Origin of the sequence: Pontibacter russatus (assembly GCF_009931655.1) — a bacterium.
Classification (GTDB): domain Bacteria; phylum Bacteroidota; class Bacteroidia; order Cytophagales; family Hymenobacteraceae; genus Pontibacter; species Pontibacter russatus.
This window is the reverse complement of sequence record NZ_CP047984.1, coordinates 2,939,659-2,961,365: the sequence shown is the minus strand read 5'-3', so window position 1 is coordinate 2,961,365 and position 21,707 is coordinate 2,939,659. Positions and strand designations below refer to the sequence as shown.

The following is a 21,707-nucleotide window of genomic DNA, read 5'->3' as shown; positions in this document are numbered from 1 at the left end:
GCGTGAATACCGCCGACACGCTGGTTGCATGGCTATTTTGAAGGCACAGCATGTGTGGAGTGCTATAACCGTGGGCACTGGGGCGCGTGCCATGCGAAGGCCTCGGCGCCAAGGGCTTTGCTCCACCTTATTTGTGTCATAGAAGTTCGCGATGCGGTGCGGGGCCCCGGTTTTATCGTGGATATGGGTGATTTCATGGGAAGCTCTTGGGCTTCCCTGCCGACGCGACTATCTCGAAAGCAACAAGTGCAGCAGCCAGCTCTGTATGCAAAAGCAACACAAACGGCGGCTTACCTGTACCGGGATATATGCGACAAAATATGCAGCAACCTTGGCTCCCCTCACTTCAGGGGCTAGGCGTTCCTGTTCTTAACAACTTCAGAAGGGAGGCCGGGCGCCTCCCTTTTTTCTTTGGTGGCAGCTCCCGATATTACTTGCCGGCCCTGCGAGGTGAACAAGCCCTTTGGCGAAGGCGCCGAAAGGCCCGTTGATAAAATGGCCATCGCGGAGCCGCCGCAACAGCCCCATGATGGCAAACCGAGAATCCAAACATGTCCTCATCGCTGCCTTACCCTGTCTATCTCAATGATGTTGAATATATTATTGAAGAATTACATTTGCTTGACAAGCTTTCTGTTTAATTTTAACATCGAAAGCCTGAGCCGGCATATGTAAAACCTGGCCCAGGCTATATGTCGGAAATAGCCGGATATTTTATAAATCCTTTTATGGCTGGATTAGCGCAGTTGGTAAGAATAACGAAAAGCCGGTTGAGCCAAAAACGGTCGGATTTTCCTCCGGCTTTATATATCGTGCGGTGGGGCATCCTGCTGGGGGCTTTTCTTCTGAATACCTCTTTTATCCCTGCCCAGCCGGAGAACATCATAAAGCAGTACGGTGTAGCAGATGGCTTGTCGCTAGGGATGGTTACCAGCATCACGCAGGATGACAAAGGACTGATGTGGTTTGCCACTGAAGACGGGCTAAACCGCTTTGACGGCTATTCTTTCAAAGTCTTTAAATATGTCCCGAACCAGGCATTCAGCCTGACAGGCAACTTCATCCAAAAAGTGTTCAAAGACTCCAAAGGAGTGATATGGGCTTCGTCCAGGTACGGGCTGAACCGCTTCGATGCCAAAACGGAAAGCTTTGTACACTACCAGCATGACCCCAACGACAAAAGCGCTATTGTAGGCAACGATATTACCGATATTACCGAAAGCGGCAATGGAGATTTGTGGGTGGCTTCCTACAACTCCGGCTTTTCATACTACAACAGGGCTAAGAACAGCTTTATCCCCTACAGCAAACAAACCCTCCACGAGCTTTCAAGCGACAAAGTCATCAGCCTATATGAAGACAGCAAGGGGTTGCTGTGGGTCGGCACGCAGGATGGCGGGGTAAATGTGTTCCGGGTGCGAAAAGGTGTTGTCCTGGGAAAAGACAGAAAACTCTCACAGCGCGTCTCCTTGTCATCCTCTAACATTAGAAGCATATACGAAGACCACCTGCATAACATCTGGATAGGCACGTCCCATGGGTTAGTCTTATACCAGAGAGAGAATGGGGAGGTTTTCCGTTTCGATGCGAAGGCGTATCCCATTAGTGGCAACACTATTTTGTCGATTCGGGAAGACAGCAAGGAGATGCTGTGGATAGGCGTGCAAGGCGGGGGAGCCTACAAGCTGGATTTACGTCAACTTGGCGGGCATTCCATAAAGAACATTGTCTTTACGGAGGTGAAGGGGAAAGACGGCGGCCCGATTACGCAGCGGTCTGTGCAAGCCATATATGAAGACAAGGACCAGAACATGTGGATAGGCACACACGGCGACGGCATTGCCATGGTCAGCAACCTGAAAGAAAGGTTTATTCACTTCCAGCACGGGAAAACTGCAGGGGGCGTGGAGGGCGATATCAGCTATTATGGCATTTGTGCAGACAATGAAGGAAATCTGTGGCTGGGAACCGACGCGGACGGTATATATAAGGATAAACTGAATAAAGACACGGACAAGCCCACTATTGCATTGGAGGGCAAGGCTATCCTGTGCGCCCTGCAGGATAAGAGTCAAAACCTGTGGTTCGGCTCTTATGCCCAAGGTTTGTTCCTATATAATAAGGAAACGGACTCCTTCGTGAACTTCAGGCATGCCCCCGCTGATAACACCTCCCTGGGAGGAAACGACGTCAGAGTTGTTTTTGAGGATTCGAAGCACAACATCTGGATTGGCACCAACGGCGGCGGCCTTAACCTCTTTGACAAAGAGACGCAAACCTTCAAAAACTTCAACCCTTCTAACAGCAGCCTGACCTCGAATGACGTGAGGGCAATTGCTGAGGATAAAAAAGGCACGCTCTGGATCGGAACGTACGGGGGAGGGCTGTACAGGTTCTCTCCCACCAGGCAATCTTTCACAAAATTCGACTACAAGCCGGAAGGGAAAGGTTATTTATCCAGCGATGTGGTGTTGGCGCTGCACCTGGACGCACAAGAGAACCTCTGGATTGGCACCGAAGAAGATGGCCTGATGATGTACAACAGCTCCAAAAACGAGCTTGTAAGGTACAGTGAGCAGACCGGCCTCGCAAACAACACCGTGTACGCCATCCTATCCGACTTGCTTGGCAGTATATGGATGAGCACTAACAAGGGCTTGTCCAAGCTGGATGTAAAGACAAAAAAGTTCTATAATTACGACGGGTCAGATGGCCTGCAAAGCGGGCAGTTCAATTCCGGTTCGGCCCTCTACAACAAGCGGGAGGGGTATATGGCATTCGGAGGCACGCAGGGGCTCACCATCTTTTATCCTGCCCAGGTAAAAGAAAGGCTAAGCGCGCCTAACGTCATGATTACGGGCTTACAGCTGTTTAACAAGCCTGCAAAATTGAATAAGAATACCGAAAGCTCCCAGAGTCAGGCCATAGGAGAGGGCGGGAATGTTGTACTTCAACCCAACCAGTCTGTTTTCACCGTTGAATTTGGAGCCCTGGATTATTCCAGCCCGGAGAAGAACAGCTATGCCTATAAGCTGGAGGGGTTAGACAGGGAGTGGAACTATGTCGGCAGCCAGCGCTCCGCCACCTATCGCTACCTGGAGCCGGGAGATTACACGTTCATGGTGAAAGCGTCGAACAGCGCCAGCGCCTGGGGCAACGACTTTACCTCTGTGCAAATCAGTGTGCTGCCCCCTCTCTGGCGGACTCCCCTGGCTTATTTATTCTATTTGCTTGTGTTAGCAGGAGCCGTCTACTGGGGCTATAGCATTCGTAACAGGCAAAAGAAGTTGAGGCGAAGGCTCCTGCTGGCCAAGGCCCAGAGCAGAAAGGAGCGCAAGCTCGCCAAAGACAGGCTAAGCTTTTTTACAGAAGTATCGCATGAGTTCAGAACGCCCCTCACGCTCATGCTCGGCCCTCTGGAGGAGATGATAGGGAAGGAGAGCCTGCCCACACCCTCCGGCAGGAAGTTGCGCCTGGTTTACCAGAATGCCCAAAAGCTCCTGCACCTGATTAACCAACTGCTGGACTACCGCAAGGCTGACGCCGGGAACATGGTTTTAAAGGTAAGAAGAGAGGATATAGCCGGATTCATAGAAGAGGTTTATACCACTTTCCGGGAGCTGGCCGAAAGAAAACGGATTGATTTCAGCCTCCATGCGCCGGATGCTCCCGTCCTGGTGTGGTACGACAGGGAAAAACTGGAAATGGTGCTCAACAACCTGCTCTCCAATTCCTTTAAATACATTGGCACGGGCAACGCCATCGCTGTGACGATAAGCACAGAAAGAGGAACCACACCTGAAAACCAGCCGGGCTTTGTTGTGGTGGAGGTGAAAGACAATGGCATCGGAATCCCGGCCGGCAAGCTAAAGCACATCTTCGAATGGTTTTATCAGGGAAACCCCGTGGCGCCGATGAGCTCCGGACTAGGGCTGGCGCTGGCAAAAAAACTGATTGAGCTGCACAAAGGGCAAATCTTCGCGGAGAGCACAGAAGGTGAAGGCTCTAGGTTCGGGTTTAAGCTGCTATTAGGCAAAGGCCATTTCGAGCCAGGCACTATTTCAGAAGGCGAGGCCCCTCCTGCCCTGCCTGAAAGGAGACCCGAGGCTGTTTTAGCGGCCTCGGAAAGCAAGGCTGGCAGGAATAGTGGCCATAGAAAAGGATTCAGGAAGATACTGATAGTAGAGGACGAGGAAGAAATCAGGGCTTTTCTCAAAGGCTGCTTAGAAGACACCTATCATCTGATAGAGGCTGCAAACGGCAAAGAAGGCTTGGAGCAGGCGCTCGCGCACCACCCGGACATTGTCATCAGTGATGTGAGGATGCCTGTTCTGGACGGTATTGTCATGTGCAGGGAGCTGAAATCCAATATCCGCACGAGCCATATCCCTGTTGTGCTGCTAACTGCCAGGACAGCGCTCACACATCACAAAGAGGGCCTTGAAACAGGAGCAGACGCCTACCTGACAAAACCATTTAGCCCGGAGCTGCTGCGGATAAAGCTACACAATCTCCTGCAGTCTCAGGAGAAGCTAAAAAGGTTTTACCTGAACCTCTTCCATAGCAGTCAGCCGCAACCCGAGAAGGAGGCAGATTCTATTGATGGGAAATTTCTGCAAAACATATATGAGATACTGAGGGCAAACCTGGATAACCCCGATTTTAACGTGAACGAGCTTTCCGCCGCGCTCCATCTGAGCCGGTCTCTCGTGTATAAAAAAATCAAGGCGCTGACAGGCTCCTCTCCCGTAGAGTACCTGCGCTCACTGAAAATGCAGGAGGCCGCGAGGCTGCTGAAGTCGGGCAGGCACAAAGTTTTTGAAGTGGCCTATATGGTTGGCTTCAACGACGAGAAGTACTTCAGGCAGTGCTTCTCAAAAGAGTTCGGATGTTCCCCGTCCACCTATATAAACGGGACTGAAATAGCCGTTTAGTGCCTTTCCTGTAAGTAAATCAACATATCCCCCCTATCAGATAACAGTTTCCCCCTGCCCGGTCAGCTAATATTGTTGCTTCTTGCTGCAGTGACTAATTACTCAGGCATATGGCTGAGTGTCATCAGGCAGGTCAGAATTTTCCACTTAATCAAAACTGTATATGCAACAAGTTCTATTTAAAAGGATGAGGTTCCTGCTCATCCTTCCTCTTGTACTTTTGTCCGTTGCCGGCGCGCTTGCGCAGGGCACCACTGTAAAGGGGAGAGTAACCGATGAAGGTGGAGCAGGGTTGCCCGGTGTGACCGTGCTGCTGAAGGGGACCTCTACCGCCGCCCCGACAGATGTGGAGGGGAATTATACACTCAGCGTTCCCGGACTGGAAGGCACCCTGGTTTTTTCATATATAGGCTACCTGCCTCAGGAGGTGCCTATTGATAACCGGACAGCGATAGATGTGAGTCTGCAGCCCGATGCAAAGGCATTGGAGGAAGTAGTGGTGGTAGGCTACGGCACTCAGAAGAAAGCAACTGTCACAGGCTCGGTTTCGGAAGTGGAGGGCGAAGCAGTGACCAAAAGCCCTCAGCCTAACCTGTCGAACGCCCTGGCTGGGCGCGTCTCAGGCGTTATCATCAACAACCGCGGCGGCGAGCCCGGATATGATGGCGCGGAGGTCCGCATTCGGGGCCTGGCCACCACGGGCAACAATGATGTGCTGGTGGTAGTGGACGGTGTGCCCGGTCAGATAGGTGGCCTGGACCGGCTGGACCCGAATGATATTGAAAGCATCACGGTGCTGAAGGATGCTTCGGCGGCTGTATATGGCAGCAGGGCGGCCAACGGGGTTATTCTGGTGACCACGAAGCGGGGAACTACCGGAAAACCGGTGGTGTCCTATAACTTCAACCAGGGTTTCTCGTCTCCGACGCGACTTCCTGAGTTTGCGGATGCCGCCACTTACGCCACCCTTCTGAATGAAATTGATTACTACAACAACACGGCCGGGGGATTAAACCAACGGTACACGCCGGAAGAGATCGAACTTTTCAGAAACGGCTCCGATCCCCTGAACTACCCGAACACCAATTGGCTGGATGAAGTTCTGAACCCGGTGGCGCTGCAGAACAGGCAGAACCTTTCGGTGAACGGCGGCACAGAAAAAGTCAACTACTTTGCTTCTTTGGGCACAGTATATCAGGACGGCCTCTACAAAAACGGCGCGACCGAGTACATGCAATATAATTTCAGGTCAAACCTGGATGCAAACGTAACAGAACGGTTCAGCGTGGGCTTGTCGCTTTCAGGAAGGTAGGAAAACAGGCAGTTCCCCCAGTTTGGCGCCGGCGGAATCTTCTGGAACACCTACCGGGCGTATCCTTTCATCCCGGCCAGGTATCCGAACGGTTTGCCTTCTGCAGGAGTTGAAGGCGGCATTAACCCGGTGATGATCGTGACGGATGCGGCAGGCCTGAACAAAAATCAGCGGCTTATCTTCAATGGCATCTTAAAGGCCAAATATGATTTTGCTTTCCTGGAAGGGCTTTCAGTAGACGGCTTCTTCTCTGTGGACAAAGGGCAGAACTTCTCCAAGTCTTTCACGAAGCCCTACCTGGTATATTCTTACGAAGGCGGAGACACCTACACACCGGTTACGGTGGGCGAACCCAACGCCGCCCTCTTTCAGGCGCAGGAAAACACGTCCCTGATCACCTCCAACATCAAGTTAAACTTCACACGCCAGTTTGGAGACCACGGCGTCAGCGCTTTTGTCGGTTACGAGCAGAGCGAGAACAGGGTGGAGTACTTTGATGCCAACAGAAGAAACTTCCCCACCTCCCTGACCCCTGAACTATCTCAGGGAGGCACCGGCCCCAACGACAGGAATATCAGCGGGTACAGTTTAAGGTTCGCCAGAAGAAGCTACTTAGGGAGGGCGACCTATAATTACAGGGAGAAATACCTGGCCGAGCTACAGTTGCGCGTGGATGGAAGCTCTAACTTCCCTGCCGACAGCCGGTACGGATATTTCCCCGGCATATCGGTTGGCTGGCGGATTTCAGAAGAAGACTGGTTCAGAAACAGCGTGAGCTTTGTTGACAACCTGAAAATCCGTGCCTCCTACGGGCGTTTAGGAAACGATAACGTGGGCGCCAACCAGTATATAAACAACTATGTGTTTGATAACAGGTATGTGCTGGGCGGGCAGGTGCATCCGGGTGTGGACCTGGTGAAGCTGGCCAACCCCTATATAACCTGGGAAGTTGCCGAGAAAACCGATATGGGTGTAGAGGGAGTGCTCTTCAAAAACATATCCTTTGAGTTCATCTATTTCCAGCAGAAACGAAAAGACATTCTTGCGAGCAGAAACGCCTCGGTGCCGAATGTTACCGGTATTGTGAACCCCTGGGGATCTGATCCGCTTGTGCCCTCCGAGAACATAGGTCAGGTGAACAACAACGGTATCGAAGCAACCCTGGGGTATGATAATACAGTTGGCGAGTTCAGCTACAATGTATCGGGCAACATCACCTACGCGAAGAATGAGATCGCTTTTATAGATGAAGCCCCCGGGGTGCTGGAGTATCAAAGGCAGACGGGTGGCCCCATGAACACCTATCTGCTGTATCAGACGATTGGCATTTTCCGCACACAGGAGGATTTAGACACTTATCCACAGGCCCCGGGCACCAGGTTAGGAGACCTGATATATGCGGATATAAATGAGGATGGCGAGATTACGGCCGATGACAGGGTAAGAACGGAACTGGGCAACATCCCACAGATCATGTACGGTGTAAATTTAGGGGCGACTTATAAAAACTTCAACCTGTCGGTGCTGCTTCAGGGGCAAGGCAGGGTGCGGCAGTATGTGCTGCCCGATGTCGGGACAAGCGGCAACTTCTTCAGCACCTGGGCCGATAACCGGTGGAGCCCCACAAACACAGACGGCAGTTACCCCCGTGTGGAGACAAGGTCAGGCTCAGCGGTGAGCGGAGGGCTTTATCAGAACGACTTCTGGCTATATAACACCGCCTTCCTGCGATTGAAGAATGCAGAAATTGGCTATTCTCTGCCTTCCGGGCTGCTCTCAAAAGTTAAAATAGAAAACGTGCGGGTATATGCCAATGGCTTCAACCTGCTGACCTTCACAAAGATAAAGGACTTCGACCCCGAGACAAGTTCCAGCAATGCCCAGTTCTATCCGCAGCAAAGGATCATCAACTTAGGGGTAAATGTTAAATTCTAATCTCAGCGCTATCATGAAATCCAAGATATTAATAGCATGTGCCATTGGTATGGCATCGATATTCACATCCTGTAAAGAAGACTTTCTGGATGTAACGCCCACCGACCGCCTGACTGATGCCGCTATCATTGGGGACTCCGTTCTTTTTGAGGCCTTTGTAGTGAACCGTTATTTAGGGGTAAGGCAGGCTAACAAGGAGGCTGACGGCAACATGCCTGGTTTCGGAAGAGGCTGGGAGTACGCGCTCTGGAGTTCCCTTACCGACGAGTCCATCTACAGGAGCGACGATGAAACCTGGCTGATCCAGCGCGGGCAGCTGTCGCCTGAGAACACGGGTATAGCGGGCTCTCTGTGGGGCAGAAGCTACCGCAGCATACGCGAGGTAAACTATGCCCTGGCGAACATCGATAAGGTAGAGATGAGCCAGTCCCACAAGGATCTGCTCATCGCGGAGCTTAAGTTTATCAGGGCTTTCCGTTACCATGACCTTATCCGCAATTATGGCGGGGTGGTGCTGATTGGCGATAGAGTAGCCGAACTGGGAGAGGACTTCACGGAGCCTGCTCTCTTTGAGCGGGCCAGCATTGCCGAAAGCATGGATTACGCCGTGCAGCAATTGAATGAGGCGGCGGAAGGGCTGCCGCTGGAGCACAGCGGAAACTGGGAAAAAGGCAGGGCAACAAAAGGTGCGGCACTCGCCCTGAAGTCAAGGTTACTGTTGTATGCCGCCAGCCCCCTGTACAGTGCCGGCACTTGGGAGGCAGCTGCAGACGCAGCCCAGGACGTCATGGATATGGACATGTACCGTCTACACCCCGATTACGCTAACCTGTTTGTAGCGGAGGAAGGAAATAGCGATGAAATCATCTTTGCGCGCTATTATAACCTGAACTCCCGCCATACGGCACTGGAGATAGCAAACGGCCCGAATGGGTATGATGGCTGGGGAGGGAACACCCCGCTCCAGAACCTGGTGGATGTTTATATGCTCGACAACGGCAAGACGATTGAAGACCCAACCTCGGGTTATGATCCCCAGAACCCCTATGCTAACAGAGACCCCCGTTTCTATGCGACTATCCTGTATAATGGCGCGGAGTACCGCGGCAGACCTGTGGAAACGTTCGTGCCGGGCGGTAAAGACAGCAAAGACGGTCCATCCAGCTGGAACACCTCCCAGACAGGGTATTACCTGCGTAAATTCATGGACGACACCAACCCCATCCAAAACCCATGGAACATAGCAGGAAGGCAACCCTGGATCTACTTCCGCTACGCAGAGATACTCCTGAATTACGCGGAGGCCCGGAATGAGGCCGCAGGCCCGGATGCCTCTGTCTACGAGGCAATAAACACAATCCGTAGCAGACCAGGAGTCAATATGCCGGATGTGCCAACCGGGCTCTCACAGGCTGAAATGCGTGAGGCCATACGCAGGGAGCGGCAGGTGGAACTGGCTTTTGAGGAGCACCGCTTCTACGATGTGCGGCGCTGGAAAATTGCGGACATCACAGAGAACGCCCCCGCATACGGTGTTGAGATAACCAAGAATGGTGACACCTTTATATATGACCGCAAAGTGGCGCTGGAAGGACGCCGCTTCGAAGAGAAGCACTACTGGTTGCCCATTCCAAGGGCAGAGATACAGGCCTCAGGCGGTAAATTAGAGCAGAACCCGGGATATTAACCTCCCAACACATGGTGCCTCTTTCTTAGATGGCACCATGTGTTTTTTATGTTTTCTTTACGGAATGCTTATATATTCAATAATGATAAAAATATTGCGCTCCATCAGAAAAAGCCGAGCAGCCATGTCATGGTCCATACCTGCGATAGCTTTCTGTTTCATCGGCTGTTCCGACAACCTCCCGAAGGAGGATGACCAGACGTCCCCTTCCCTTCAGACAGATGCGGTTACCCTGAGCATAGACGCTTCAGAGAGATTCCAGCGGATAGATAATTTCGGGGCCTCCGACGCCTGGGCCTGTCAGTTCGTGGGAAGCTGGCCTGATGAGAAAAGAAACGCCATCGCGGATTTGCTCTTCAGCACAGACACGGTGTCGAGTGGCCAGCCGGAAGGTATCGGCTTATCCCTGTGGCGCTTTAACATTGGGGCCGGAAGCGCGCAGCAAGGGGAGCAAAGCGGCATCAGGGATGAGTGGCGCCGGGCCGAATCTTTTCTGGAGGAGGACGGAAGTTACAACTGGCAGCGGCAAGCCGGGCAGGTCTGGTTTTTGAAGGCTGCGCAGGAACGCGGCGTGAACAAGTTCCTGGCCTTTCCAAACAGCCCGCCCGTCCACTTAACGAAGAACGGCAAAGCGTTCGCTTCCGATGCGAAGCCTAACCTGGCACCGGACAGGTATAACGCATATGCTGATTTTCTGGCAGATGTGATACAGGGAGTGGAGCGGACGCAGGGCATCAGTTTCGGTTACATCAGCCCGGTAAACGAGCCGCAGTGGGACTGGAGCGACGGAGGGCAGGAAGGGACTCCCTTCATGAACGAAGACATTGCCGGTATCGTCAAAGCGCTCAATACATCCCTTGAAAGAAGAAGCCTCAAGACCAAAATCGATATAGCCGAGGCCGGGAAAATAAATTACCTCTATGAAGCGGCCGATAAACCAAACAGAGGCAACCAGATAAAGGCTTTTTTTGACAGCAGCTCGTCCTATTATGTCGGCGACCTTTCCCATATGGGCAAAGCCGTTTCTGCCCACAGCTACTTTACAACCTCTCCCTTCGACCAGGCAGTTGCCGAGCGGAAAAAGCTGGCCGCGAAAGTAGCCTCTGTGCCGGGGCTGGAGTTCTGGATGTCGGAGTACTGTATCCTGGGCGACAATGCCGGAGAAATGGACGGCAACAAACGAAACCTGGGAATTGACCCGGCTATTTACCTGGCGCGTGTCATCCACAACGACCTGGCCATAGCGAATGCGACGGCCTGGCAGTGGTGGCTGGCCGTTTCCCCATATGACTACAAGGATGGGCTGGTATATATCGATAAAGACAAAGCAGACGGTGCGTACTATGAAAGCAAAATGCTGTGGGCTTTGGGCAATTACAGCCGCTTTATCCGTCCTGGCGCTGTGCGCGTCGACGCAAAGCTGGCAGGGAGCAAAGCGGAGGCTAACACGCTGCTGGCCTCTTCTTACATCGATACCGAAAGAAATCAACTGATAACCGTAGCCGTGAATGCGGGGATAGAGCCCGTGAAAATAAAGTTAGCCGCTACAGGGGCTACCATCACCAGCATCAGGCCCTATGTAACAGCAGCGGAAGAGGATTTGAAACCCGGTGACATCGTAAGCAGCGACAGTGACATCATACTGTCTCCGCGTTCCGTCACCACGCTGGTGGCCACTTTGCAGTAGCCATATATACGTTGCATTCAGCTATATATAATGTATCAAAGCAGGTGCAACCATACATTCATAACCACCAAAAGCAAAGAAGGATGAATAAAGGACTTTTTCTGCTGCTGGCTTTGCTGTCTGTTGGCCTGCCTCAAACGCTACAGGCACAGCAAGTACGGAAAGAAGTACTGTTCAATGATGGCTGGAAGTTCATGAAGGGCGATGTGGCCAATGCCGAAGTGGCCTGCTGAACTTCTTGTGCTTGAGAGCGGAAGCCTGGTGAGCCACGAAGATTATAAAGCCAACAAGCGCAAGGCATTACACGGAAAGCTACTCGCTTATCTCCAGACAGCACAAAAGAAGGGCGAGGTAAAGGTAAAACGCTTCAATCGCCGGGGCTAAAGCCGCAGACAGTCGTGTTGACTGTACAGTAGCAGAGGGCGCTTGCTTGGTTAGCCGGATGCTTAAGCGGAGCATTTGCTTTATAGGGGAATGCACTATTAAATTGGGCATGCTCCTATATATGTAGGGTTTCCCTATATATATATAGGAATTGGTTGTATTCCCCTGCATCACTACAAGAAGTTCATATATACAGAAAGACATGAAAGGACGTTTATATATCCTTGCAGCTGTTTTAGGCCTGTTGGCCACCGCCTGCGGCAAGCAGATTTCAGGTAGTGCCTCAGAAAGCACCACAGCCAAGCGTTCAGCAGCTAATACGTCCGAGCAGCAGTACGAGGCGTATTTATTTACGTATTTTACCGGAAACCAAAAGAGCGAAGAGGCCATCCGCTTTGCCATCAGCCTTGACGGGTATACCTACAGGGCGCTGAACGGGAACATGCCTGTCATTCCTTCGGAAAAAATCAGCTCTACCGGGGGCGTGCGCGACCCGCACATACTGCGCGGGGCCGATGGCAAAACGTTCTACATGGTTGTCACGGATATGGTGTCCGCCAACGGGTGGAGCTCTAACCGGGCTATGGTGCTGCTCAAGTCCACTGACCTGGTCAATTGGACATCCAGTGTGGTGAACATACAGAAGCAGTTTCCGGGGCAGGAAGACTTGCTTCGGGTATGGGCACCGCAGACCATATATGACCCGGAGGCTAGGAAGTATATGATTTACTTTTCGATGAAGCACGGAGACGACCCCGACAAGATTTACTACGCCTATGCCACCGCGGATTTTACCGCACTGGATACCGCCCCGAAACAACTTTTCTTCAGCCCGACCAACGGGGCCAGCATCGATGGCGACATCATATATAAGGACGGGAAATATCATTTGTTCTTCAAAACAGAGGGAGACGGCGCGGGTATAAAAGTGGCCACGTCCGACAAACTGACCGAAGGATACGTGCTGCGGGACGAGTATGTGCAGCAGACGAAGGACCAGGTGGAGGGCTCGGGAGTCTTTAAGCTGAACAACAGCGAAGACTATATCCTGATGTACGATGTGTACACCAAAGGCAAGTACCAGTTCACCAAAAGCAAAGACCTGCAAAACTTTACGGTGATAGACGAGGAAGTTAGTATGAACTTCCATCCCCGCCACGGCACCGTGCTACCCATTACGGCAGAAGAGGCAGCCAGGCTGATGCGCCAATGGGGAACCACCGATGACGTGGTGGGCTCTGCCAGCGCAAAAGAGATCAAAAGCATGAATGTTGCTTTAGACACCGCCACCCGCAAGCTTTACCTGCCCCTGAAGCCGGGCACAGACCTGCAGGCATTCGACCCTCGGTTCCTTAAATACCCCGGTACGAGCGTTACACCCCAGGGGCCGCAGGATTTTGCCTCCGGGCCTGTGGCCTATATGGTTGCCGTGGAAGGGCAGCAGCCTGAAACGTATGAGGTTACTGCAAAAGTAGCCCGCAACCCGGTGCTGCAAGGCTACTTTGCCGACCCGGATGTGATGTATTCTGAAAAGACAGGCAAGTATTATATATACCCCACGAGCGACGGCTTTACGGGCTGGTCGGGCACGTACTTCAAAACTTTCTCTTCTGAGGACCTGGTGAACTGGAAGGATGAAGGCGTGATTCTGGACCTGAACAAGGATGTGCGTTGGGCCGACCGGAATGCCTGGGCCCCCTGTATCATCGAGAAAAAGATAGACGGGCAGTACAAGTACTTCTATTATTTCACAGCCGCACAGAAGATAGGCGTTGCCGTGGCTGATAATCCGACAGGCCCCTTTGTAGACTCCGGAAGCCCGCTGATTGACAAGCTCCCGGAAGGCGTAACGGGAGGGCAGCAGATTGATCCGGAAGTATTTACCGATTCGAAAACAGGGAAAAGCTACCTGTACTGGGGCAACGGCTATATGGCCGGCGCTGAGCTGAACGAAGACATGGTGTCTCTGAGGCCAGGCACTACGAAAGGGATGACGCCGGACGCCACCTACCGGGAGGGCACCACCGTGTTTTACAGGAACGGCACTTACTACTTCCTGTGGTCTGAGGACGACACGCGAAGCGAGAACTACCGCGTGCGCTACGGCACATCCAAAACGCCGCTCGGTAAAATCACAGCCCCGGAGAACAACCTGGTGATCGCCAAGGACCCGGCGGCTGGCATCTATGCCACGGGCCACAACTCCGTGCTGCAGCTCCCGGGCAGAGACGAGTGGTATATCGTGTACCATCGCTTCAATTATCCCAATGGAATCGATATGGGAGAAGCTGCCGGGTATAACCGGGAAGTAAGTATCGACAAGCTGGAGTTTAACCCGGACGGCAGCATCAGGCAAACAAAGCCGACGCATGAGGGGGTGCAGGCGATCAGCAAAATGCAGAACCCATAAGCAGTCGCAGGCCCTGAATTCTTACGAATAGCATTACTTTTAGGCAGGCACTGTATACTGTCTTTGCCTTTTCTGTAATGCTCTAAAGCATATATAAAAAGGGCTGATATCCAGAGTTCAGCCCCTCCTCCCCTACGGCCTGAAACAGTCAGGATTGCTTCGGACCTGCTGTTTCAGAGACAGAGTCCAACGCCGGCTTCTTGACTGAAGTCCTGAGGAATTAGAACTGGTAATATGTGGTGAAATATATACCCACGCTTGTTAGCGTTTCACAAACAACGGCAAAAAGACAGCAGAGAGGCTTGAAGATTTACTTGGAATTGATCGAATTAGAAAACCCATGAAACAGGTGAGGTGCAGGAAGAAGTAACCGGGAGGAGAAGTTTTCGCTAAGAAGTGAATATATAAATTCTACGGTACTGCCTCAGTTCCTTTCGCGAATAGGCCTGAGGGTTGTTCAGATAGTTATGCATAGACTGGTGCGTGTAATCTTTGGCCGTTTGTGACATGACCCGGTAGAGCCTAAAGTCAGAGAGGGATTTCCCTTTCAGGGTTGTAGCGCTGAGCTTTTCGATGAAGCCCTCCATGTTAAAGGTGGTCTCCTCCGGGGAAAGAAAAACCTGCCAATCCGCATTGAGGTTGGCGGTCCTGGACGTCCAGAACAAATCATAAGTGCTGGGTTTGTCTTCCGCAAATTTCACCTGGAAATCGTTGAACAGAGACTTGGTGACGGTAAAATCAGACTTTGGCAGAAGGGGCATCTCCTCAGGGACAGTTGAGTCGACATGCCAGTATTGATGTATATAGCCTCCAAACTCCATATAAGATAGCATCAGCTCAAACTCCTCAACAACGGTCTGTGGGAACTGCAGGTCATATTCTTCAGGGTTACGGCTCGATAGGTAAAGCGTGACCGGGTTACTGTAGTCGCCAGCCTTCGTGTATCCGAAAAGCACCGAAGTAAGAGGGGGTACACCATCAGGCCTTTTATACTTGCGTTTGATGGCGGTGCCTGCGTTCGAAAAGTCAACATGTGTTTCCGGTGATGTCACTTCGGCAAAGATGTACTTGCCCTGGTCTGCCAGCAGCAGGTAAGATAAGTCGTTTTTAAACTTTCTGTCATACTCCACCATAAGGATAAGGGGATCATCTATGGAACTTCCAAGAGGGAAAAACCTGAACAATTCAACCCTAATGGCGCCGAACTCAATTCTACTCGAGCCGTAATTTTTATGGTTTATAGCATTGCTGTAGTAGACCTTAGAAGGCACCGTCTCGGCTTCTTCCCTGGTGTTAATGCCATCATCGATGTGCCAGCCGTCCGGGTTCACCTGCACGTACGTCCTCATTGAGTACTTTTTAGTGGACGGGTTCGAGTAAATGGTGGTGACGTTAAACTTAGTGTCTTCCGAGTTTACTTTAAGCTCGTGTTCCCTCCTGCCTGCAAGCATAGTGTCAAGCAGCACCTCTCCATCTTTCTGCGATATGATCAGCTCAAAATCCTTTGTTTCCTCTGGCAGGGGGTCAAGCCTGAAGTTAAATGAAACTGCCTTTGCATCAGGCTGGGGTGAAGGATTCTCCTTCTCATCTTCGCATGAGGTTAAGGTAACAAAGAGCAGGAAGGGCAAGAGGTAGCGCTTTTTCATGGGACGAGTTTGTTTTCTGTGGTCGCAGGTCTGAATATAAGGATGTTTATATATAAAGAAAAATAATTAGAGCCACTCCATTCCGAAAAAAAGCCATTTGTTAAAAAGTGGCTTGATATACATGAGAGGGGTTGAACGGTAAGGTCTTTTATCTCAATCCAGCAGATGAGACGCATATATGGGTTGAGTTCACTTTAAGTCATTGCATTTGTGCAGTGGTGATTGACCTAATTTATATATGACTTACTATATATGATTTGGTGCGGTAGGAGTTTTGAGTGCGGTATAGATCAGGGACAAATAATTGCTGCACCAGCAGGCTATATAGGCAGAGGGAAGAGCATAGAAACAAAATCAGCCACTTACAAGTTTTACCTGTAAGTGGCTGATTATCAAGCTCCCCCTCCTGGGCTCGAACCAGGGACCCCATGATTAACAGTCATGTGCTCTAACCAACTGAGCTAAGGAGGAATTTATCGCGTCAGCAGCTGTTGCGCTGATTGATGGTGCAATATTACGGCAGTTTTGCTTATGACGCAAGCACGCGCCGCGAAAATTTTGCGGGAAGTTTTAATCTGTCAAAAATCAACCCAAACCTACTGATTCGTGATATACAGCACGGAGCCCATCAGGGCCGTCTGGTACTGCCGCAGGCCATACACGGCCGGGCCGCCTGTTACCTCCCCCTGCAGGTTGAACTGGGAGCCGCAGCAGTCGTCCACGATAAACAGGTTCGAAGGGTCCACCTCTACCTTTGAGCAGGCGGCGGTGGGGTCGTAGGGGCAGGCACGCTCGAAGGCGTAGTACTGGCCGGCGTTCTGGCGCACCACCAGGATGCCTTTGTAGCCGCCGGGGATATAGGCGTAGCCACCGTCCTGGCGCAGCGTCGGGAACAGCTGGCTGTTCACGTTCAGCTGCTCGTCCACAATCACGTCGGGTATATGCGGGCCCACCCGGTTGCCGTCGCTGCAGGCGGTGGCAAGCAGGAGCAGGAGCACGAACAGCGCCCAGGGCTTACTCATATATATAAAACCCTTTGCCCGACTTGCGGCCGTGGTGCCCGGCGTCCACTTTCTGCTGCTGCAGGCGGCTCGGTCTGAATTTTGCGTCATAATGAAAGGCCTCGAACATGGAGGCGGTTACGGCATAATTAGTATCAACACCAATCAGGTCCATGAGTTCAAACGGGCCCATTTTGAAGCCGCTGGCCCGCATCAGTCTATCAATCGTCTCTACGTCGGCCACGCCTTCCTCCAGCAGTTTCAGCCCTTCCACATAAAAGTGGCGCGCCACACGGTTCACGATAAAGCCCGGCGAATCCATCGCCATCACGGCCGTCTTGCCTAATTTCCCGGCCAGCTCCTTTATGGTCTGGGCGATAGCGGGCGAGGTAGCGGCCCCGGAAATTACCTCTACCAGTTTCATGATATGGGCAGGGTTGAAGAAGTGCATGCCCACCACGCGCTCCGGGTTTGGGATGGTGGCGGCAATCTGCGTGATGGGAATAGAGGAGGTGTTGGAGGCCAGTATGGTGCCGGGCGGGTTCATGCTGGCCAGTTCCCTGAAGATGCTTTGTTTCACCTCCAGCCGCTCCACCACGGCCTCTATTATCACGTCGCAGCTTAATTGCAGGGTGTCGCCGGTGTAAGAGAGGTTGCCCAGGGCAGCGTCTTTATCGCTTTCCGTCAGTTTGCCCCGTGCAATGCCCTCGTCCAGGTTCTTCAGGGTCGTCTGCTTCGCCTTCTCCAGCACCTGCGCGCTGATGTCAAACAGGATGGTTTTGTAGCCCGCCTGCGCGCAGACCTGCGCAATGCCCTGGCCCATGGTGCCGGCGCCTACTACCCCGATTGTCCTGATTTCCTCCAGCTGCATGGTTTTGGTTGGTGATTGTTTGATTGGTGGTTGCTGGTTGTTGATTGTTAAATGGCTATATGGCTTAATGGTTGATACAGCTTTTGTTTGCCTTCCTCCTAAGTTGATAACGCTTATATACCACCTGAAGTGTTCAACTGAAAAGAAAATGGCTATATGGCTGAGCTGCCAACTATCTGCGAAGTCAGCTATCTAACCATTAAGCAATTTAACAATCAACAACCAGCAATCAACCATCAAATAACCCCCTCAAACTGGCGCAGGAAGCGCACGTCGTTCTCGGTGAAGAGGCGGAGGTCTTTTATCTGGTATTTCAGCATGGTGATGCGCTCAATGCCCATCCCGAAGGCAAAGCCGGAGTAAATTCCCGGGTCGATGCCGGAGCTCTGGAGCACGGCGGGGTCCACCATGCCGGAGCCGCCAATCTCGACCCAGCCGCTGCCCTTGCAGATGTTGCAGCCCGCGCCCTTACAGATAAAGCAGGTAATGTCAATCTCGGCGCTCGGCTCCGTGAACGGGAAAAACGACGGCCGGAAGCGGATTTGCGTATCCTGCCCGAACATCTCCTTTGCAAAGTAATAGAGTGTCTCTTTCAGGTCTTTGAAGCTCACGCCCTTGTTCACGTACAGGCCCTCCACCTGGTGAAACACCATGTGCGCCCGCGCCGAGATGGCCTCGTTGCGGTACACGCGGCCCGGCATGATGCTGCGCAGCGGCGGGTGGTTGTTCTCCATCAGGCGCACCTGCACCGTGGACGTGTGCGTGCGAAGCAGCTTGTCTTTGTTCTCACTCAAAAAGAAGGTGTCCTGCATTTCGCGGGCAGGGTGATTCTCCGGGAAGTTCAGGGCCGAGAAGTTGTGCCAGTCGTCCTCCATCTCCGGGCCTTCGGCCACGTTAAAGCCGATGCGCTCAAAAATGCGCACAATCTCCTGGCGCACCAGCGAGAGCGGGTGGCGCGTGCCCAGCGTGTTGGGCACGGGGGGCAGCGTGAAATCAAAGCCGGTGTCTCCCGCCGTGCCGGCGGCACTGGCGAGCTGCTCCTGCGCCTGGTCGAAGCGCTCCTGGGCGCGGTTCTTTAATGCGTTCAGTTGCTGGCCCACCTCGCGGCGCTGCTCCGGCGCCACCTGCTTCAGGTTATCGAACAGGTCGGCGATGCGGCCCTTGCGGCCTATATAGGAAATCCGGAACTGCTCCAGTTCGGCAGCGTTCGTGAGCGCCGCCACCTCTATCTCGTGTGCTACGTGTTGTATGTTCTCCACCATCATGTGCAAAGATAATCATTTGGCGCTTTAGTCGCTATGCCGGCTGTTCTGAGTTGGGGCGAAGAGGGTTATGAAAAAGGATGAAGGATGAATGACAAGTGACAACGCTCCGGGAGTTTATCAGGGTATATGGCGCGGGATTCGTGATTCCGGGTTAAACCCTTCGCGTAAAACCATTAACTTTACAGATGGTTACAAGAGGGCGGCAGGAAGCAGATTCCTTGCCGTGCCATATAGCGATTCTACTACTTTGGAAGACAAACCTAAAAACAGCGGGATAGTACTTGACTCTGACGTGCTGAAGCGGCTCTTCACATTCGTAAGGCCCTACATCCGGACGTTTTACTTTATCGTGTTCCTGACGTTTGCCCTGGCCATTCTGGGTGCGGTGCGCCCGTTCCTGATTCAGTACACCGTGGACAACGACATACTGAACAACGACTGGGAGGGCCTGACGCGCATGTTCGTGATACTGAGCGTGCTGCTGGTGGCCAACGCCATTGTGCAGTACCTGCACACCTACTACGCCGGGTGGCTGGGCCAGAACGTGGTGCGCGACATCCGCATCAAGCTGTACCGCCACATCCTGAACCTGCGCCTGAAGTTCTTCGACCGCACCCCCATCGGCACGCTGGTGACGCGCAACGTGTCGGATGTGGAGACGCTGTCAGATGTGTTCAGCGAGGGCCTGGCCGCCATGATCGGCGACGTGCTGCAGTTGGTGTTCATCGTGGGCTTCATGTTTTATATAGACTGGGAGCTGACGCTGGTAAGCCTCTCCACGTTCCCGATCATGATCATAAGCACCTACATCTTCAAAGAGAAGATAAAAGGCACTTTTCAGGAGGTGCGCACGGCGGTGGCGAAACTCAACTCTTTTGTGCAGGAGCATATAACGGGCATGAGCATCGTGCAGATCTTCAACAACGAGGACCGGGAGATGGAAAAGTTCAAGGCCATCAACAAGGAGCATACCCGCGCCAACATCCGCTCGGTGCTCTACTACTCCATCTACTTCCCGGTGGCGGAGATCATCGGGGCGGCCGGGCTGGGCCTGCTGGTGTGGTACGGGGCCCATGGCGTGATCGAGGACGAAACCTCGCTGGGCACGCTGATGGCATTCATTTTATATATCCAGATGTTCTTCCGCCCCATCCGGATGATTGCCGACCGCTTTAACACGCTGCAACTGGGGGTGGTGAGCACCGAGCGCCTCATGCGCCTGCTCGACAGCAAGGAGATGATCCCTGACAACGGGAGCTATGCGCCGGAGAAGATAAGGGGCAACGTGAGCTTCCGGAACGTGTGGTTTGCCTACCAGGACGAAGACTGGGTGCTGCGCGATTTGTCGTTTGAGGTGAAAGCCGGGGAGTCAGTGGCTTTCGTGGGGGCCACGGGGGCCGGTAAAACCTCGGTCATCAACCTGCTGAACCGCTTCTATGAGATCAACAAAGGCGAGATCATCATCGACGGGCACAACCTGCAGGAGTACGACCTGAGCGTGTTGCGCCACCACATCGGGGTGGTGCTGCAGGATGTGTTCCTGTTCTCCGGCTCCATTGCCGACAACATCACGCTGGGCAACAAGGCCATCACCGAAAAGCAGATATGGGAGGCCGCCGATCTGGTGGGCGCGCGCAGGTTCATCGAGCGGCTGCCGGGCGGCCTGCATTACCAGGTGATGGAGCGGGGCGCCACCCTCTCCGGGGGGCAGCGGCAGCTGATCTCGTTCGTGCGCGCGATGGTCTATAACCCCGAGATCATCATCCTCGATGAGGCCACCTCCAGCGTTGACTCCGAAACCGAGGAACTGATCCAGTACGCCATCGACCAGCTGATGCACGGCCGCACCTCCATCGTGATTGCGCACCGCCTGTCCACCATCCAGAAGGCGGACAAGATTATTGTGCTGGACCGCGGCGAGCTGAAGGAGATGGGCAACCACGAGGAGTTGCTGGAGCACAACGGCTACTACGCGCAGCTGTACAGGATGCAGTACAAGAACATGATCGACTTATGAAAAAATTCTTTTACGTAATGGCTGGCCTGGCCATTGTGCTGCTGGTGCTGTACACCTACCTCGGCGGCTTCACGGAGCCGGAGGTTGCCGTTACCACTTCCAAAACTATCTATGTGGCGGGTATCCCATTTGAAGGTTCCTTAAAAGATGAAGATTTACAGGGCGCTTTTAGAATATCCGCCAGATTAATGAAGAGCGGCGAACTGATTGGCACCTTAGGCAACATCTACTACAACAACCCTGATAAAAGCGCTGATAGTATTCGTGCTTTTATCGGCGTCATCATACCGGACACAAGCGTAACCCTTCCGGAAGGCTACGAACTGCGCGTGGTGCCGGGTGGCCGCAAAGTAGTTCATGCAGAGGCAAACGCTGATTTAGCCCTGTTGCCACGAAAACTCTACGCCGCCGTTTTCGAATATGCCGACCAAGAGAACCTGAAGCTGGAGGACTTTTACGTGGAGTGGTTCCCGGCGAGTGACCGGGGCGTGGTGGAGGTGCCCGTGAAGAAGTGAGGATATATAAAGTGAGCGGTTTCTGCGCTGCTCCGACAACACA

Annotated in this window: 12 protein-coding genes, 1 tRNA gene and 1 pseudogene; 9 read left to right on the top strand and 5 right to left on the bottom strand. The window is 52.8% G+C overall.

Going from position 1 to position 21,707, the window contains the following annotated elements:
* The first annotated feature begins 728 nt into the window (after positions 1-728).
* The 7 genes and pseudogenes from GSQ62_RS12065 to GSQ62_RS12035 all read left to right on the top strand — a co-directional run bounded on the left by GSQ62_RS12065 (position 729) and on the right by GSQ62_RS12035 (position 14,349).
* Positions 729-4,934 carry a hybrid sensor histidine kinase/response regulator transcription factor gene (locus GSQ62_RS12065; protein ID WP_161889732.1) on the top strand — a complete coding sequence of 1,402 codons (4,206 nt, stop codon included), beginning with the start codon at positions 729-731 and terminating at the stop codon, positions 4,932-4,934.
* A 163-nt stretch (positions 4,935-5,097) separates the two neighbouring features.
* Positions 5,098-8,181, top strand: a pseudogene (locus tag GSQ62_RS12060) (SusC/RagA family TonB-linked outer membrane protein).
* A gap of 49 nt (positions 8,182-8,230) precedes the next feature.
* On the top strand, positions 8,231-9,868 hold the full coding sequence (locus GSQ62_RS12055; RefSeq protein ID WP_237586607.1) for a RagB/SusD family nutrient uptake outer membrane protein: 1,638 nt from the start codon (positions 8,231-8,233) through the stop codon (positions 9,866-9,868).
* A 124-nt stretch (positions 9,869-9,992) separates the two neighbouring features.
* A complete protein-coding gene (locus GSQ62_RS12050) occupies positions 9,993-11,555 on the top strand; it encodes a glycoside hydrolase (protein WP_161889730.1) in 1,563 nt (520 codons plus the stop codon).
* Positions 11,556-11,638: 83 nt separating this feature from the next.
* A complete protein-coding gene (locus tag GSQ62_RS12045; RefSeq protein ID WP_161889729.1) occupies positions 11,639-11,788 on the top strand; it encodes a hypothetical protein in 150 nt (49 codons plus the stop codon).
* The gene (locus GSQ62_RS21160) at positions 11,760-11,939 is read left to right on the top strand and encodes a hypothetical protein (protein ID WP_394351320.1); all 180 of its coding nucleotides are present in this window, start codon (positions 11,760-11,762) and stop codon (positions 11,937-11,939) included. The genes GSQ62_RS12045 and GSQ62_RS21160 overlap by 29 nt, the downstream gene beginning before the upstream one ends.
* 202 nt (positions 11,940-12,141) lie before the next feature.
* Positions 12,142-14,349 (top strand): family 43 glycosylhydrolase, encoded by a 2,208-nt coding sequence (locus GSQ62_RS12035; RefSeq protein WP_161889727.1) that lies wholly within the window; start codon positions 12,142-12,144, stop codon positions 14,347-14,349.
* 389 nt (positions 14,350-14,738) lie between these two features.
* On the opposite strand, the gene GSQ62_RS12030 is transcribed toward GSQ62_RS12035, so the two are convergent.
* The 5 genes from GSQ62_RS12030 to pheS form a co-directional block, all read right to left on the bottom strand.
* Positions 14,739-15,995 carry a hypothetical protein gene (locus GSQ62_RS12030; RefSeq protein WP_161889726.1) on the bottom strand — a complete coding sequence of 419 codons (1,257 nt, stop codon included), beginning with the start codon at positions 15,993-15,995 and terminating at the stop codon, positions 14,739-14,741.
* Between the two features lie 397 nt (positions 15,996-16,392).
* Positions 16,393-16,466 (bottom strand) — tRNA-Asn (locus GSQ62_RS12025).
* Positions 16,467-16,591: 125 nt separating this feature from the next.
* A complete protein-coding gene (locus GSQ62_RS12020) occupies positions 16,592-17,017 on the bottom strand; it encodes a Rieske (2Fe-2S) protein (RefSeq protein ID WP_161889725.1) in 426 nt (141 codons plus the stop codon).
* The gene (locus GSQ62_RS12015) at positions 17,010-17,867 is read right to left on the bottom strand and encodes a 3-hydroxyacyl-CoA dehydrogenase family protein (protein ID WP_161889724.1); all 858 of its coding nucleotides are present in this window, start codon (positions 17,865-17,867) and stop codon (positions 17,010-17,012) included. The genes GSQ62_RS12020 and GSQ62_RS12015 overlap by 8 nt, the downstream gene beginning before the upstream one ends.
* Positions 17,868-18,103: 236 nt before the next feature.
* A complete protein-coding gene (gene pheS / locus GSQ62_RS12010; protein WP_161891429.1) occupies positions 18,104-19,129 on the bottom strand; it encodes a phenylalanine--tRNA ligase subunit alpha in 1,026 nt (341 codons plus the stop codon).
* Positions 19,130-19,379: 250 nt separating this feature from the next.
* Between pheS and GSQ62_RS12005 the strand changes: the two genes are divergently transcribed.
* Both GSQ62_RS12005 and GSQ62_RS12000 read left to right on the top strand, forming a co-directional pair.
* Positions 19,380-21,149 (top strand): ABC transporter ATP-binding protein, encoded by a 1,770-nt coding sequence (locus GSQ62_RS12005; RefSeq protein ID WP_161889723.1) that lies wholly within the window; start codon positions 19,380-19,382, stop codon positions 21,147-21,149.
* The gene (locus GSQ62_RS12000; RefSeq protein WP_161889722.1) at positions 21,146-21,664 is read left to right on the top strand and encodes a GyrI-like domain-containing protein; all 519 of its coding nucleotides are present in this window, start codon (positions 21,146-21,148) and stop codon (positions 21,662-21,664) included. Before GSQ62_RS12005 ends, GSQ62_RS12000 begins: the two co-directional genes overlap by 4 nt.
* Positions 21,665-21,707: the final 43 nt, after the last annotated feature.

Excerpts from the sequence above, each read along its gene's own strand:
- GSQ62_RS12000 (WP_161889722.1), top strand. The coding sequence starts at position 21,146 with ATGAAAAAATTCTTTTACGTAATGGCTGGCCTGGCCATTGTGCTGCTG.
- pheS (WP_161891429.1), bottom strand. The coding sequence starts at position 19,129 with ATGGTGGAGAACATACAACACGTAGCACACGAGATAGAGGTGGCGGCG.
- GSQ62_RS12045 (WP_161889729.1), top strand. The coding sequence starts at position 11,639 with ATGAATAAAGGACTTTTTCTGCTGCTGGCTTTGCTGTCTGTTGGCCTG.
- GSQ62_RS21160 (WP_394351320.1), top strand. The coding sequence starts at position 11,760 with ATGTGGCCAATGCCGAAGTGGCCTGCTGAACTTCTTGTGCTTGAGAGC.
- GSQ62_RS12035 (WP_161889727.1), top strand. The coding sequence starts at position 12,142 with ATGAAAGGACGTTTATATATCCTTGCAGCTGTTTTAGGCCTGTTGGCC.
- GSQ62_RS12050 (WP_161889730.1), top strand. The coding sequence starts at position 9,993 with ATGTCATGGTCCATACCTGCGATAGCTTTCTGTTTCATCGGCTGTTCC.
- GSQ62_RS12030 (WP_161889726.1), bottom strand. The coding sequence starts at position 15,995 with ATGAAAAAGCGCTACCTCTTGCCCTTCCTGCTCTTTGTTACCTTAACC.
- GSQ62_RS12015 (WP_161889724.1), bottom strand. The coding sequence starts at position 17,867 with ATGCAGCTGGAGGAAATCAGGACAATCGGGGTAGTAGGCGCCGGCACC.
- GSQ62_RS12055 (WP_237586607.1), top strand. The coding sequence starts at position 8,231 with ATGGCATCGATATTCACATCCTGTAAAGAAGACTTTCTGGATGTAACG.
- GSQ62_RS12065 (WP_161889732.1), top strand. The coding sequence starts at position 729 with ATGGCTGGATTAGCGCAGTTGGTAAGAATAACGAAAAGCCGGTTGAGC.
- GSQ62_RS12020 (WP_161889725.1), bottom strand. The coding sequence starts at position 17,017 with ATGAGTAAGCCCTGGGCGCTGTTCGTGCTCCTGCTCCTGCTTGCCACC.